General features: G+C 45.9%; 15 protein-coding genes and 1 tRNA gene. 7 read left to right on the top strand and 9 right to left on the bottom strand.

The features are described 5' to 3' along the window. Positions 1-3: 3 nt before the first annotated feature. The 5 genes from LSG34_RS02935 to LSG34_RS02955 all read right to left on the bottom strand — a co-directional run bounded on the left by LSG34_RS02935 (position 4) and on the right by LSG34_RS02955 (position 5956). Complete coding sequence (locus tag LSG34_RS02935; protein WP_233007306.1) at positions 4-981, bottom strand: alpha-ketoacid dehydrogenase subunit beta; 978 nt, start codon at positions 979-981, stop codon at positions 4-6. After that, a complete protein-coding gene (locus LSG34_RS02940; RefSeq protein WP_233007307.1) occupies positions 981-2165 on the bottom strand; it encodes a thiamine pyrophosphate-dependent dehydrogenase E1 component subunit alpha in 1185 nt (394 codons plus the stop codon). The genes LSG34_RS02935 and LSG34_RS02940 overlap by 1 nt, the downstream gene beginning before the upstream one ends. Before the next feature lie 289 nt (positions 2166-2454). After that, positions 2455-3507, bottom strand: coding sequence for a succinylglutamate desuccinylase (gene astE / locus LSG34_RS02945; RefSeq protein ID WP_233007308.1), 1053 nt, complete (start codon positions 3505-3507; stop codon positions 2455-2457). A 134-nt stretch (positions 3508-3641) separates the two neighbouring features. Next, positions 3642-4922, bottom strand: coding sequence for an endonuclease (locus LSG34_RS02950; protein ID WP_233007309.1), 1281 nt, complete (start codon positions 4920-4922; stop codon positions 3642-3644). A 155-nt stretch (positions 4923-5077) separates the two neighbouring features. Further along, a complete protein-coding gene (locus tag LSG34_RS02955; protein ID WP_233007310.1) occupies positions 5078-5956 on the bottom strand; it encodes a DMT family transporter in 879 nt (292 codons plus the stop codon). Between the two features lie 269 nt (positions 5957-6225). Here LSG34_RS02955 and LSG34_RS02960 point away from each other — a divergent pair, with 269 nt between their 5' ends. After that, positions 6226-7209, top strand: a complete 984-nt coding sequence (locus tag LSG34_RS02960) for a catalase family peroxidase (RefSeq protein ID WP_233007311.1) — start codon at positions 6226-6228, stop codon at positions 7207-7209. A 55-nt stretch (positions 7210-7264) separates the two neighbouring features. Here LSG34_RS02960 and LSG34_RS02965 read toward each other — a convergent pair whose 3' ends face one another. After that, positions 7265-8239 (bottom strand): LysR family transcriptional regulator, encoded by a 975-nt coding sequence (locus LSG34_RS02965; RefSeq protein ID WP_233007312.1) that lies wholly within the window; start codon positions 8237-8239, stop codon positions 7265-7267. A 142-nt stretch (positions 8240-8381) separates the two neighbouring features. Here LSG34_RS02965 and LSG34_RS02970 point away from each other — a divergent pair, with 142 nt between their 5' ends. The 5 genes from LSG34_RS02970 (at position 8382) to LSG34_RS02990 (ending at position 10764) form a co-directional block, all read left to right on the top strand. Beyond that, positions 8382-9317, top strand: a complete 936-nt coding sequence (locus LSG34_RS02970) for a sodium-dependent bicarbonate transport family permease (protein WP_233007313.1) — start codon at positions 8382-8384, stop codon at positions 9315-9317. Between the two features lie 90 nt (positions 9318-9407). Next, positions 9408-9484 (top strand) — tRNA-Pro (locus tag LSG34_RS02975). Positions 9485-9650: 166 nt separating this feature from the next. Further along, the gene (locus tag LSG34_RS02980) at positions 9651-9947 is read left to right on the top strand and encodes a hypothetical protein (protein WP_233007314.1); all 297 of its coding nucleotides are present in this window, start codon (positions 9651-9653) and stop codon (positions 9945-9947) included. Between the two features lie 2 nt (positions 9948-9949). Beyond that, the gene (locus LSG34_RS02985) at positions 9950-10441 is read left to right on the top strand and encodes a hypothetical protein (RefSeq protein WP_233007315.1); all 492 of its coding nucleotides are present in this window, start codon (positions 9950-9952) and stop codon (positions 10439-10441) included. Continuing rightward, positions 10438-10764: a hypothetical protein gene (locus LSG34_RS02990; protein ID WP_233007316.1), complete on the top strand. Its 327-nt coding sequence runs from the start codon at positions 10438-10440 to the stop codon at positions 10762-10764. The genes LSG34_RS02985 and LSG34_RS02990 overlap by 4 nt, the downstream gene beginning before the upstream one ends. Before the next feature lie 23 nt (positions 10765-10787). Here LSG34_RS02990 and LSG34_RS02995 read toward each other — a convergent pair whose 3' ends face one another. After that, the gene (locus tag LSG34_RS02995) at positions 10788-11417 is read right to left on the bottom strand and encodes a hypothetical protein (protein ID WP_233007317.1); all 630 of its coding nucleotides are present in this window, start codon (positions 11415-11417) and stop codon (positions 10788-10790) included. Between the two features lie 371 nt (positions 11418-11788). Here LSG34_RS02995 and LSG34_RS03000 point away from each other — a divergent pair, with 371 nt between their 5' ends. Then, complete coding sequence (locus LSG34_RS03000) at positions 11789-13630, top strand: ABC transporter ATP-binding protein (RefSeq protein ID WP_233007318.1); 1842 nt, start codon at positions 11789-11791, stop codon at positions 13628-13630. A 37-nt stretch (positions 13631-13667) separates the two neighbouring features. Here the strand turns inward: LSG34_RS03000 and LSG34_RS03005 are convergent, their stop codons facing one another. Further along, entirely contained in the window at positions 13668-14243 is a 576-nt protein-coding gene (locus tag LSG34_RS03005; protein ID WP_233007319.1) for a glutathione S-transferase family protein, read from the bottom strand. 73 nt (positions 14244-14316) lie between these two features. After that, positions 14317-15243, bottom strand: coding sequence for a PER family extended-spectrum class A beta-lactamase (gene blaPER / locus LSG34_RS03010; RefSeq protein ID WP_233007320.1), 927 nt, complete (start codon positions 15241-15243; stop codon positions 14317-14319). Between the last annotated feature and the right edge of the window lie 45 nt (positions 15244-15288).

The raw sequence follows: 15288 nt of genomic DNA on the forward strand, positions 1-15288 counted from the left end.
TCCTTAGAAATTAACCGAGCGTTTTATCGCTTCGTAAGTTTTCAGATGATCGGGCACATATTCTTTTTCCAGTGCCAGCGGGTACGGAATATCTAAACCACAAACCCGTTCAATCGGGCTTTCCAGATGCAGGAAGCATTTTTTCTGAATAGTAGATGCGATTTCAGCGGCAAAACCACCTGTTAACGGTGCTTCGTGGTTAATGACTAAACGGCCGGTTTTCATCACCGACTCTGCTACTGTGTCGACATCCCATGGCTGAATGCTGCGAAGGTCAATCACTTCACAGGAAATGCCTTCGGCTTGTGCCATATCCACAGCTTTTTGGATAATTTCCATCTGCGCGCCCCAGGCTAATACAGTCACGTCTTTGCCCTGTTGCAGCACTTCGGCTTTGCCTAATGGAATTTCGTAATACTCTTCTGATACCTCGCCCACTGAGGCGCGGTATAACTTTTTAGGTTCAAAGAAAATCACCGGATCCGGGCAGTTAATGGCAGCTAATAACAAGCCTTTGGCCTGAGCAGGATCACGTGGCACGACGATTTTTAAACCTGGTGTATGAGCAAAATATGCTTCAGGCGACTGGCTGTGGTAATGACCACCGGCAATACCACCACCGTATGGCGTGCGGAATACTAAACCACCCACATTAAACTCATTGCCTGAGCGGTAACGGAATTTAGCCGTTTCGTTGACGATTTGGTCAAAGGCCGGGAAGATATAATCAGCAAACTGAATTTCAGCCACAGGTTTCATACCCTGAGCCGCCATACCGTTGGCAAAACCAGCGATGCCTTGCTCAGTTAAAGGTGTGTTGAAACAACGGGCTTTACCGTATTTTTCCTGCAACTTGCTGGTCGCGCGGAATACGCCGCCAAAGTGGCCAACGTCTTCACCAAAACACAACACACCATCGTCTTTGGCCATGGCTAAATCTAAGGCGTTATTGATCGCCTGTAACATATTCATCTTAGCCATTATTCAAATCTCCCCGCCGTCACCGGATAGGCATCCGGGTACTTTCTGATATGTGCTTTTAGTTCTTCTAATTGTTCGTTTAACAGTGGAATTGGTGTTTCGTACACATCCGACATCAGATGTTCGATACCAGGCTTGGCCACTTTTTCAGCCACTTTTAATGCATCCAGAATTTCCTGACGCAGCGCATCGGACTTAGCTTTATCAGCTTCTTCGTCCAGCCAGCCTTGTTTCACCAGCCATAAACGGAAACGGGAGATCGGATCGTTTTTACGCCACAGCTCTTCTTCTTCTTTGGAACGGTAACCACTTGGGTCATCTGAAGACGAGTGTGCGCCTAAACGGTAGGCAATAGATTCGATAAGAATTGGCTCTTCGTGCTCTAAGGCATATTCACGAGCCATTTGCGTGGCTTTGTACACAGCCAGAATATCAGCACCGTCCACACGAATGGCTTTCATGCCATAACCCACACCACGACAGGCAATACCATCACCTTTAAACTGTTCGTTGGCAGGCGTTGAAATGGCATAACCGTTGTTACGGCAGAAGAAAATCACTGGCGCTTTATGTACAGCGGCCATATTTAAACCGGCGTGGAAGTCACCTTCGGACGCTGCACCTTCACCAAAATAACAAATGGTGGTGTTTTTCAGTCCGCGTAACTTTTGCGCATAAGCGTAACCACTGGCCTGAGGAATTTGCGTGCCCAGCGGCGATGAAATCGTCATGTAGTAAATGTCTTTGCTGCCGTAATGCACTGGCATCTGGCGGCCTTTACCTAAATCTTTTTCGTTGGAAAACAGCTGATTCATAAACTGTTCCAGACTAAAACCACGATAACGCAAAGCGCCTTGTTCACGGTACTGCGCCATAATCATGTCTTTATCATCCAGTGCAGCAGCACTGCCGACAGTAGCGGCTTCTTCGCCTAAACACTGCATATAAAAACTGATACGGCCCTGACGTTGAGCGGCCAGCATACGTTCGTCCAGTATGCGGATAAACTGCATGCTGTCGTACATTTTAAGGGCTGTGGCTTGGTCGAGTTGTGGTACTTCAGCACCAGGGTAAATAGAACCGTCATCCTGCAGGATGCGCAGTGTAGGAATTTGTAACGCGTGACCGCTGGTAAACTCAGCTGTGTGCACTGTAGAGATAGTTGCGTTATTGGGGTTAGTCATAGGTGTCTCTTTTGGTTGTATCCGTCAGACTGTGACAAAGGGTTAAACGCCCGGTGGCTTGGTGACCACTCTTTATTCGTGAATTGCGTTTCCCCGTTTGCCCTGACCATTATTTTTTGTTTTACGTGTTTTATTCAGTATGGCTATTTTCTTCTATTTTTCGGCCGCAACTTTACCTTTACGTAAACTGCATTGCAACCAGAGGCACAAATAAAAACAGCTGGTCCATGCACTAAAGTGTGGCCAGCTGTCAGAGTTTTTGTACTCTGCTAAACCATTCGCCAGTGGCTTAACTCACTTTTCCAGCCACTGAAACAGGTTTTACCATCAGCATTGCGCGCTGACCAATAGCCACTTTAGGGTTAGGGAAAATAATAGCTTCACCTTCAACTTCCACTTTGTACTCAACGCCCTCGTCACTCGCAAGAAGAGTACCGACATCAAAAGTAGTGAAGTTTTCAATGTTGTCGGCAAAATGCAGCGTGAAGGCTTCTGTGGTTTTATTAATAGAGCGGCGCACTTCATAGAGATTAAAATCGGCTTCATTAAACTCTGTGGTATGAAGCTCGCCGCCTGAAATTAAAGCCCTGAGCGCCGAGGCAGCCTGAGTAAAACGGCTCATATCGTTTTGACCAAAAGGCCGGACTTTACCCAGCTCAATAGTAAAACCATGCGCCTTGCAGCTTTGGGCGGCAAAATAACTAAAAGTACTGGCGGGAGTTTGCATCAAAAGCACTGTATTAGCACCGCAGGCCTTTAAAAACTCAAACTGGGTTTTGCTCCAATTCTCGCCATGTAAAAACGGATACACGGCAAACTTCTCAAAACGTGAACCCCGAATAGCTGTATGTAAATCGTAAAGCTTACGCTCACGTAAACCTTGTGGCGCTTCGTCGAAAAACTTCAGCACATAGGTTTCTAACTTTTTTGCCCGCTCGCGCTCAGCACTCTGTACGCCAGGCTCTTTGCTGTGATGGCCAGAGAATAATCGATTGAGGTTATCCTGAATTTCCCGCACACCGGCATTGATAGCAGGCGGATTACCAAATAAAAACAGCACCCGTTCTGTCAGTAGTAGCTTTTCGGCTAATACGTCATTTAACAGCTCTGAACAAAGCTCAACTGGCGCAGTTTCATTGCCATGCACACCACTTGAAAGCACTATATCCTGCGTTCCAAACTGCTTAGGCAGACAATAGATCACACCTGTATCCCAAATCTGAATTTGTGTGCCGTTTTCAAGCTGATAGCTGGCAAAAGGTAAAAAATCAGGATGAGCTAAGGTGAGTTTTAAAAAATCAGGATGGTGCTGCAATTGCTGCAACAACTCTTCAGGCTTCATAGATGCTCCGTAGGCTAGCGCTTAAACGCTTTTTTAAGTTGCCTCATTCTAGCTTGTGGCCTGAAACACTCCAAGCTGCTTTTCCTCTGAAAAGCAGCCTGGAACGAATTTTGACGTTCAATTACAACCAGCTATTACAGACCACAACTGGCGCCATAAATCGACTGTGCCCATTGTGGGTTGTCGATAAAAGGATTTCGGTTTTGTTGCCATTCGTAAATGCGGTTATTACGACGGGTTTCAAAACTATCCACCGGATCTTGTATATGCCATTGCAACAATACGCACAATTTGCCCATTTCAGGCGCTGAACTGCCGGTAGGTGCAAAGTTACGTAAAATAAGGTTTGGCGTACTGGTTTCATCGCCCCCCTCGTAGCGCACATCCATATAAAACATCATACGGGCAACGTCGCCTTTGACGGCATTACGTGGCTCAAAGCTATCGCTGTCGGTTTTGTTTAAAGGGGATTCAGCCAAAGCTGTACCGCCTAGATCAAAGTCTTTATTGCCGCGACTGGAGTTAATAGACACATCGGCAGGTCGCAAATGATGGATATCGGTGTAAGCGTATTGGCTTTCACTGGGGAAACCATGGCTTTTGGCCCAGACATGCTCACGATTCCAGGCATCCAATGAATTGGTTTGGCCGGCGCGGAAGGTTTTAGCTTCAGAGCGGCCTGCATAAAGCAGAATCACGTTATTGGTATTGTTTGGGTCTTCATCTGTATAGGAGAGCGCATCCCAGACCTGACTATAAGTTAAGCGTACGTGACCCCGTAAAATACTATTGAGCGCGGCTTTGAGTTCACTACCGGATTTCCCCACTGCGGCTGCGTAATAAGTGGGCAAGTTAACAACAGGTGGAGTGCCACCTCCTGTATCGCCACCGCCACTGCAGGTTGCAGTAAATACGCCGGTGCCCGGATTACCTGAATTGGCAGACACCACCCAATCTGAGACCAGATTATTGTCTGTGGTTTTGTTACGGCTAATGGATTTATCAACAGCATTGATGGACCAGCCGGATAAACCATTTTCCCAGCCCACCGCGTCGACTTCTGTGCTGCCATTTCTTAATTTGACGTAATCGCCACTGTTACCAAACGCCAGTGTTAAACCAGCTAGCTCCGGCGTTTTGCCATACAGGCTTTGCATGGCTGCACTGTTTTTTGCCACCAGAAAATAGCTGCGAGGAGCTACAGTGCCAGACAAATTAAAGCTGCCGCCGTTATCCTGCAGGTTATAACCTTGCAGATTAATGGCTGTACAGCTGTTGTTATAAAGTTCGACAAACTCTTCAGTGTTGTCATTAGTTGGAGCGTCGTACAACACTTCAGTGATCAGCAGATTGGCAAAGCTGACACCGCTGTATAAGGCTGCAGCAAGCAGTGATAAGGTTGTGATCTGTTTCATTATAAATCCTGTAAGTTCTTGTTATTGTTTGAGGATCTGCATCCTGCCCCCAGAATTGCTTTGCTTCTCCGTCAAAGCACCACAAGATTAACTTAGATTTATGACAAATTGCTTAAATATAAAACATAATATTTACTTTATTTGTTCAATAAAAATCAGGCCCACATCACCAACACAGCGGCTAATACAATCAAAGCCAGTCCTAACAAGTCCTGACGTTTGAGTTTTTCTTTGAGTACCAGCACAGAAATCAGTAGCGTAAACAACACTTCAACCTGACCCAGGGTTTTGACATAAGCCACAGCCTGCAAACTCATAGCAGTAAACCAGCCTAAGGAGCCAAGACAACTGGTGAAACTGGTAGCTAAGGTCAGCTGTGGCCTTTGCCATAACTTCACTAAGGTCGTTTTGTCGTTCAGCGCCAGATAAATCAACAAAACAACGGTTTGGGTGGTGATCACAAAAAACAGTACCCAGGCCGCTGCAGGTAAAAACGGCAAGTCCAGAGTCAGACTGGCCTCACGGACCCATAAAGACGTCAGCGCAAAAGCTAAACCACTGCCTAAGCCTAAGGCCAGAGTTTTGGCTGATAACGATTGAATACTGGTGGCTCCTGTTAACAAAAATACAGCGACACCACCAATAAAGACCCCAACCCAGCCTAAGGGGCTGATGTAAGTACCAAAAAACATCACCCCGACAATAGCAGCCAAAATAGCCTCGCTTTTGGCAAGACCCACCCCTATTGCATAATTTTTTAGCCGGAATAACACCACCATCAAAGCGGTCGCCAGAATTTGCATCGCAGATGCTGCCAGCACATAAAACACAAACCAGAAGCTAAACTGCGGAATGGCATAATCCTGCCACTGGTAAAGCCCGAGTAAATACAATAGCGCTAAAGGTCCGGCGTAAATAAAGCGGGCTAAAGTCACGCCCATCACAGGCACATCTTTACTCAGTTGTTTTTGTAACGCATTGCGCATTGCCTGCATAAACGCAGCCAGCAAGGTAAAAGGGATCCATAAAGACATACAGACATCCATCAAAATCAGGAACCTGCATAATGCAGCGGCTTGTAAAACGGCGCAATCAGAAAATGGCAAGGCTGAAAAATTCTGACCATACTGAAACCGAAATTCATAGTGGTTCAACAGTCGTTGTGTTTTGACACAGCGGCAGTGCTGTTTGAATGAGTTTCCTCAACCACTCATTATCAGCAGCAGAGCCCACAGCCAGGCCTTACTAATGCTTGCAGAGAGCAAAGACCGTGGCAGGTTCGTTTTACATAAAGGGTAAGGTCATGACTAAAGGTTTAATAACGGGAACTCTAAGCCTGATTGCTTTTAGCTGTATGCAAGTACAAGCTCAAGACAACGGCAATGTCGCAGTAAAATTGGTCGATACACTGACAGAACTGGCTCAGGGCCCACATAAGGGCTTTCGCTCCAATCATGCCAAAGGGGCAATTGTCTCAGGTAGTTTTACCCCTTCAGCAGAAGCAAAAAATTACAGTACAGCCCCTCATTTTAGTCAGACTGTGCCTGTGACAGTGCGCTTTTCCAACGGCACCGGAGTGCCTAATTTGCCGGATGCCGATCCTCATGCCAGACCTAATGGTATGGCTATACGCTTTACCTTACCGGATCAAAGCTCAACCGATATTGTCAGTATCTCCTACAACGGCTTTCCTGTTGCAACGCCTGAAGAATTTCTGGAGCTGTTAACCGCCATTAAAACCAACGCCACAGACACCAATAAGCCCACTAAACTGGAGCAATTTTTACAAAGCCACCCAGCGGCTATGACTTTTGTGCAAACACCAAAACCTATGCCTGCCAGTTTTGCCAATCAGTCGTTTTTTGGTGTAAACAGCTTTATTTTTGAAAATGACAAAGGCGTACAACAGCATTTTCGTTATCGTATAGTGCCAAAAGTCGGCGCCAACTTTTTGACCGATGAGGCTGCAAAAAAAATGGCACCGGATTTCCTGATGGAAGAGATCAAACAAAGGGTAGTAAAAACGCCGGTAGAATATAGCCTACAGGCCCAATTACCTAATGATGGCGATCCACTGCTGGATGGCAGCAAAACCTGGCCTGATGACAGACGGCTGATTGAACTTGGCACCATAAAACTGGATGCTTTGCCTGCAGACACTGCTGCATGGGATAAACAAATGTTTAATCCGTTGTTGTTACCCAAAGGCATCACTGCAACAGCAGATCCTGTACTGCAAACCCGCCCCGTAGCCTATTCGGTCAGTTTTGGCCGCAGGCTGCAATAAGTTATCCAGTGAGTCATCAAATCAGGCCAGATGCTTCCGCGCTCTCTGGCCTGATTTATTCAGTTGGCAAATAGAAATGTGACGGCAATTGTTGTATATCTTCCACCACCCAGCGCTCTTCAATACAGTCGGTCAGATGCTCTGCGATAAACTGTATAAGCCGCCTTGCTGAAGCACTTAATCTTTTGTCTTTGCGTGCCACCAGATACCAATGGCTATTCAGCGGAAAACCTTTCACTTTTAGTACGCTAAATTGCTCAGTGCTTTGACCTAAGGTGTAGGTTGATAACACCGCCAGCCCCAAACCACTGGCGACACTTAAACGTATGGCTTCGTTGCTTTCAATTTGCATTGTCTTTGAAAGATCAACCCCCTGACTGCTCAACCAGGATTCAAACTGCATACGGGTGGCAGAACCTGGTTCACGCATTAAAAAGCGCTCGTTTTTTAACTCTGAAAAATCTAGCTCACCGCCTTCTGCACAATAACGGGATGCCCAATGATCAGCAGGAGCTATCAGTTGCAGCGGGTTTTTAATAATACGGCAAGCCTGCACCAGCTCGCCGCTGGGCGGTTGACTGAACAGATACAAATCATCATCCTGATGACCAAAGCGGTTCAGAATATGAGCCCTGTTGCCTACATTTAATGTCACGGCAATTTTCGGATTGGCTTTGTCAAAAGCCCCCAAAATAGTCGGCATCACATATTTGGCTGTAGTGACTATACCTAAACTTAAAGTGCCGCTGCGCCCGCCTTTAGCCTCTTCCAATAACGAAGAGAAATCATCAAAACGACTCAGCACATCGGAAGCCGCCTGAAATAACGCATCACCAATGTAAGTGGTATGCACCTTACCTTCGCGGTATTCCAGCAAGGGCTGCCCTACTTCATCAGCCAGCTTTTTAAGCTGTAAGGACACGGTCGGCTGAGTTAAATGCAATAGCCGTGCAGCGGCAGATACAGACGCCAGTCGCACCACTTGCACATAAACCTGCAATAACCTGAAACTTAAATGCCGCACATCCACAGAACACTCCAAAGCCAGTTGTTGCGAGAGCCATTAGCCACCCCATAGATAATCTTCAATATTAAAGTGGCAAACAATTAATTATCCAATATACCCAAAGGCAGGCACAATCGCCAGCCAATAACAGCTACGGAGTTGAGTCATGCCTGATATTGTGATCGCGTTTTTTGCCTTTGGCCTTATCGCGGGTTTGTTAAAGTCAGATTTAAAAGTCCCTCAGTCTATTTATGAAACCTTATCTATCCTGCTGATGCTGGTGCTTGGCTTAAAAGGCGGTATGGCGCTACATGGTCAGGCTCATAGCGGTATGGTACCGGATCTCTTAGCCGTAGCAGCTTTAGGTTTGATTATTCCACTGTTGTCTTACCCGGTTTTACGTTATCTGGTCAAACTGACTAACTCAGATTCGGTCAGTATCGCCGCCCACTATGGTTCAGTCAGCGCCGGTACCTTTGCTGTGGTTGTCGCATTGGCTGAAAAATCTGGCTTGCCTCTATTACCTGAAACTACCCTTTATCTGGTGATGCTGGAACTACCCGCCATCGTCATTATGTTGGGTATTTATGGAGCAACTAAAGGTCAGGGTAATCAAGCCCATATTTGGCGTGAAGCCTTAACCAGCCGCGGTGTGTTACTGCTTGGTGGTGGTGTATTGATTGGTTATCTGTATGGTCCAGAAGGTTTAGAGCCTATAGCACCTGCCCTTATTGGAGGCTTTAAAACCATGCTGGCGCTGTTTTTATTGGAAATGGGACTGTGTACCGCCAAAGTCTGTAATCCTTTACCACTGCAACATTGGCGTTTGATGCTATTTGCAGCCTTAGCCCCATTTGCTTTAGGTGCTTTAGGTTTGGCTTTTGGCTTACTGCTGGATTTACCCCAAGGCTCTTTATTGGTGCTGACCACTTTAGCCGCCAGCGCCTCTTATATAGCAGCGCCTGCCGCGGTGCGTGCCAGTATCCCGGACGCCAATATAGGCCTGGCGATGCTCGCATCTTTGGGCATCACCTTCCCGGTGAACGTGCTGCTGGCCATCCCTGTGTATCAGCATTGGGTGGAGCTTGCGGTCGGGAATTAATCTAAGGTTCTGAAAAGCGAACAAAAAAAACGCAGTCAAACCTTGGGGCATTGCATTTATGAGTTAAAGCAGTAGTATAAGGCCCAACGTCGGTACGTAGCGCAGCTTGGTAGCGCACTTCGCTGGGGGTGAAGGGGTCGGAGGTTCAAATCCTCTCGTACCGACCATTAAATTAACCTGCTTTTACAGCAGGTTTTTTTATGCCTGAAATTCACTTTTACTCAAAACTGTCTTTCCTTACAAGTTTCACTCTGTTGTAAAAATTATTGGCTTTTTTATAAACAGTTCGTGTACAGTTGTTTTCTGATTTAGTGACAACAATAAGGAACAGTTATGCAAATCAATTTAAACACCCCAAGTACAGCAGCTACATCAACAGCACAGACTGTTGCTCCTGCAGCCCAGGCTAAAACAACTACTACCACAGCCCCTTCTACTGCAGATACTGTGACCCTATCTGCTGAAGCAAAGGCTAAGTTTGCGGCTGATTTAGAAACTCTAGGCAGTGGTTCTGGTAATGAACCCCCAATTACCAAAAGTTTGAGTCGCGATACACCTCTGATGCAAACTTTAGGTAGCGGTTCGGGCAATGAACCACCGATGGACGATGAGGACGACAAGGAAAAGTAACAGTGGGAGAATTTGCTTACACTGTTGACAGGCTATTTTGGTTAATCTGTGTGTTATTGCTTGTTGTGTCTGTAATTTACAAGCTTGATGTATCATCCAGAATTGCGCTTACCGTCTGGGTAGTTGGTAATTTGTTGATGGATCAACTCCAGCCTTACATTATGGAGTTAGCGACAGTTAATAAAATAGCAGGCGTATCCTTCTGGTATGTGATCTGGGCAGCGATAGAAATTCTGTGTTTATGGTGCATTTACAAAATTCATGCGGCCCACAACTTAGAAGCAAGCAAACTAGCTCGTTATATCATGGTCTGTTTTTTGAGCCTCTGTGCCCTGCAGTTCATGCGTTATGCCGACAGAGTTGTTCTTGACACAAATATGCTCTCAGAAGTTTATAAATATGTAGTTGTTTCTATTAACATTTCCGTAGTGCCATTCGCTATATTCTGGTTTGTTAAGGACATACAAACGCTCAGAAAAGGAGTTGCTTTATGATTGAATTTTTATCACTGCTTGTGCTGGCTGTGCTGCTGTTGAGTGGTCTGTTTTGGTATAAAAAGACCTGTCGCCATTTAACAGTCAAGGAAATAGAACAACGGGTTTCACAGCAAATGGAACAAAGAGCGCACAAACTTTGTATGCAGGCCTTTGATGTGCAAAGAACCAGCGAAGCTGAAGAACGCAGTAAACTAGACGAACAATTTCAGGACGATTTGCATCTGTATGTAGAAGATTTTCAGGCAGAAGTGGCTGAAAGTTTGCAGCAAAATAAGGTGCAGGATATTCAGAGTTATGGCTTTATCAGGCTGACTAAATAGCGGCCTTTTAGCGGCCGCCCCATTCAGTTAGCCCATTGCTTTTCAAACTGATAAAACGCAGGTTTGGCCAGGCTTAAGTTTGGCTGATGCTGCTTTTTTAGGTAATGCTGGATCTCCTGTTGAACCTGATGCACAACCTCTATTAGCTCAGTCAGAGCAAACTCTTCGGTGTGGAACACGAAGGTTTTACTGGCGGGTTCAAGCCAGCAAAACATAGCTTCGTTATCCATCCAGGTGATGACCTGATTAAAACTGGTTAAGTGGTGAGCGTTGTAACGGCGCATGGCGCTGTTGTCCCGTACTGAATGATCCAACTCATCCGCATGGCGCCACAAGGCTTCATTGCGTAGCGGATGATTGAGATCTGGCAGGTTGATTTCACTGCGCAGCGCCATAGCTCTGTGGCAGATGTCCAGCCCCTGCTCTCCACAGCATTTGGCAGGCCAGAATATCCGGGATAATTGATGGGTATGGATCAGAATTAAATGCACGGCGTCGTACATATCTTCGCAAGCGCGGCGCTGACAATCCCAGTCTTCAGACCAGTCTTGTAATTGTTTAATGGCTCTGTCCAGTTCTTGTCCGGCTTCAATGATTAACTCAGATTGCAGTTCAGCTTGTTTTATATGTAGCAGTATTTCTTTGGCATCCATTTCAACACTCCTGTAAGACGAGACAACACCCTTAATCGGGTACTCAGTATCTTGAGTGTAGAAAGCATCAGAGGCTTTGCAAGCTAGCCAAACTCGCGCTAAGTTATAGATTTTTCGATAATTACCCATTTTGGGTTTTCACCAAAATCTAAGCTGCTGAGTTATCGTGATATCAACTCTTTTGGTTTTTTCATATTTTTTTGTATTTATTTTCAACAATCTGCCCTTTAATTGGGTAATTCTGCTGATATCGCCCCCGTGCAGATCAAATAAAGTGACCGCTGTAAAACAGCCGTTCATCAAATAGTTACATCTGTTTTTTAAACTTTGACGTACAATAACCGCCTTTTTCGTCGCCTCTGAGGAATTTTATGCTGGGCTTTTTTGAACGATTAACCAAACCTTTCCCTGATGACGAGCCAACTCAGCCGCCTCAAGGCTTATTTGCATTTTGTTTGCATTACAGCAAAGGTATGGTACTGCCGCTGATCCTGATGTCTATCGCAACAGCCTTATTGGCTGCACTGGAAGTGTCCTTATTTGGTTATATGGGCCAACTGGTAGATTGGCTGGTGAACAAAAACCCTGAAACTTTCTGGCAGGAAGAGCAGGATACCTTGATCACCATGGCTGTGGTGATGTTGGTGGTGTTACCTGCGTTAGTGTTTTTCCACTCTGCACTTATCCACCAGACGATATTGGGTAACTACCCTATGTCGATCCGCTGGTTAGCGCATCGTTATTTATTAAAACAAAGCCTTGGCTTTTATCAGAATGAATTCGCTGGCCGCATTGCAACTAAAGTGATGCAAACAGCTTTGGCTGTGCGCGAAACCGCCACCAAGCTGCTGGATGTAATGGTGTATGTGGTGGTGTATTTTGGCTCTATGTTGTATCTGATAGCCGATGCCGACTGGCGTTTGGTACTGCCGATGCTTGCATGGTTAGTGATCTACACCGGCTTGCAGTTCTATTTTGTGCCACGGCTGAAACAGGTTGCTACTGAACAAGCCGACGCCCGTTCAGAAATGACAGGCCGTATTGTCGACAGTTACACCAATATCAGCACCATTAAACTGTTCTCACACACAGCCCGTGAGTCTGATTATGCGCGCGACAGCATGCAGCTGTTTCTGGTGCCTGTGTATAAACAAATGCGACTGGCTACCTGGCTGAATATCTGTGTGCAAGGGCTGAATTATCTGTTGGTGTTCTCTATTGCCACTCTGGCTATATGGTTATGGTCAGTTAATGCCGTGACAGTAGGTTCCATTGCCATAGCAGTCAGTCTGGCTTTGCGTTTAAACGGTATGTCGCAGTGGATCATGTGGGAAGTCAGTGCGCTGTTTGAAAACATCGGTACTGTGGCAGACGGTATTGCTACCTTGTCTCAGCCGCATCAAATCGTCGATAAAACCGATGCCAAAGCTATTGAAGTGTCACAAGGTCAGATTGAATTTAAACAGCTGAACTTTAACTACGGCAAAGTGGCTGGTGAACATGGTCCTGTGATCGATGGTCTGGAATTGTCGATTAAACCAGGTGAAAAAGTAGGTTTAGTTGGCCGCTCTGGTGCAGGTAAATCGACCTTGGTGAACTTGCTGCTACGTTTTTATGACGTCAATTCGGGCCAGATTTTAATAGATGGTCAGGACATCAAAACTGTATCACAGGAAAGCTTACGCGCTCATATCGCTATGGTGACGCAGGATACCTCTTTGCTGCACCGTACAGTACGGGAGAACATTTTGTATGGCCGTCCCGGTGCTACTGAAGCAGAAATGTTTGAAGCAGCTCGCTTGGCAGAAGCCGATGCCTTTATTCAGGAACTGACTGATCCTAAAGGCAATAGCGGTTATGACGCTCAGGTCGGCGAGCGGGGTGTAAAACTTTCGGGTGGTCAGCGTCAGCGTATTGCTATAGCCCGGGTATTACTGAAAAACGCCCCTATCCTTATTCTGGATGAAGCAACCTCAGCGCTTGATTCTGAAGTAGAAGCTGCTATTCAGCACAGTCTGACTCAGCTGATGATAGGGAAAACTGTGATAGCTATAGCGCACCGTTTATCCACTATTGCGGCTATGGACAGGCTTATAGTACTGGACCAGGGTCGTATAGTTGAGCAAGGTAGCCATCAGGAACTAATTGCCAAAGGTGGCATTTACGCTCAGTTATGGGCGCATCAAACCGGTGGTTTTATTGGTGTTGAATAAAGAATGAAGGTCAGAGCCTTGGCTCTGACCTTTTGTTTTAGCTCAAACGCGGGTCGGTTTCAGCCACCATCGGCTGATTTAAATGTTCATTTCTAAACTGCAGTAAGACCGGAAAAGGTTTTAAATCGACTAAATCACGAAATAACACCCAGTCGATCAGAGTAAATAAGCTGATACTCAGATAATCCCAACGTCCAAATTGCCCTGCCCTGATTTGCTGTTCCAGCGCTTCCAGCGTTGCCTGTATGCGCTCATGCTGCAGGTTAAAAAACAATTTATCCTCTGTGACTTCAAAACCTGAGCGTTTACATAACAACAGCTCAACGAGTGAATCTGTACAGGCATTGATAGTAGTCAGACTGTTTTCCTGATCCCAGCTCAACGGCTTTAAATTCAACTTTTGCGCCAGGTAACGGTAAATCACTCCTGAATCAAAAATAACTTGCTCATCATCTACTAACACCGGCACTTTACGCGCTGGATTGTGTTTTACCAGCACAGAGCGGCCTTCCGACTCAAAAATATTTAATGCAACAAACTGATAAGCCTGACCCGCCAGAACTAAACGTAAACGACGCACAAAAGGGGAAGCCACTGAACCTAATAACTGCATAACCTACTCCATTTACAGATCATGAGTTCAGTGTACAACCTTAATAAGTCGCTTAGATAGCCCTGAATGTTGTTTAATCCGGACTCACTGCTGAGAGTTTTTTCAGCTCAAACTGATAAGCAGCCTGAGCGACTTGCGCAATAATGGCTTCGTTGGTTCGTTCTGATTCAGCCGAATCCTTGACAAATACCGCCACCAATAAAGGCCGTCCATCAGGCAACATAATGACGCCTACATCATTGGTCGCCGCAGTTTTTCCTGCTCTGACGCCGGAAGTACCGGTTTTATGCGCCACTATAGTGCTGGCAGGTAACAGGCCTTTTAACCGCTGTGGTCCTGTGGTGGTTTCCACCATCCACTTCCACAACAAAGCCTGAGAGGTCTCAGACAACTGCTTTTTTTGTTCAAACTTTTTCAAAAGTTGAGCCGCAGCTTTCATCGAGGTCCAGTTTTTATATTGCACCTGATCATCAGCATGCATTTGTGCTTCATTTGCTACTACTTCAGTTTCTTTAATACCTAAAGACTGAATGTAAGCATGCAGAGCTGCAGGCCCTCCAACGAGTTCGAACAATAAATCACAGGCCACATTGTCGCTGTGTGACACCGAATACTGCAGTAACTGCTGTACTGCAACAGTAAATTCATCGCCCTGATGCTCTTTCATCATTGGCGACCAGGTGTTTTGTAATACTGCAGAGCGTTTTACTGCAACCGATTGATTTAAATCCAGTTTACCCTGATCGACCTGATGTAAAACCAGCATAGCCAGATGCAGCTTAAATACGCTTTGCATCGGGAATTTCTCAAAAGGATTGACCAGCAAAGGCTCAAGATCATCAGGCCCCCATACAGCAACACCGACAGTAGCTTGCTTACCCGTCACTATGGTTTCAATTTGCTCTTTTAATAGCGGGGATTGGGCAGAGACGACCCATGAACTTAAGCTCAACATCAGCAGAGCTGTAGTGGTAAAAACACGTTTTGCGATGACATTCATACGACTGTCCTTGTTATTTTTGTGGATTATACAAAAGGCAGCCGC

The organism is Rheinheimera faecalis, assembly GCF_021290965.1.
GTDB classification, from domain to species: Bacteria; Pseudomonadota; Gammaproteobacteria; order Enterobacterales; family Alteromonadaceae; genus Pararheinheimera; species Pararheinheimera faecalis.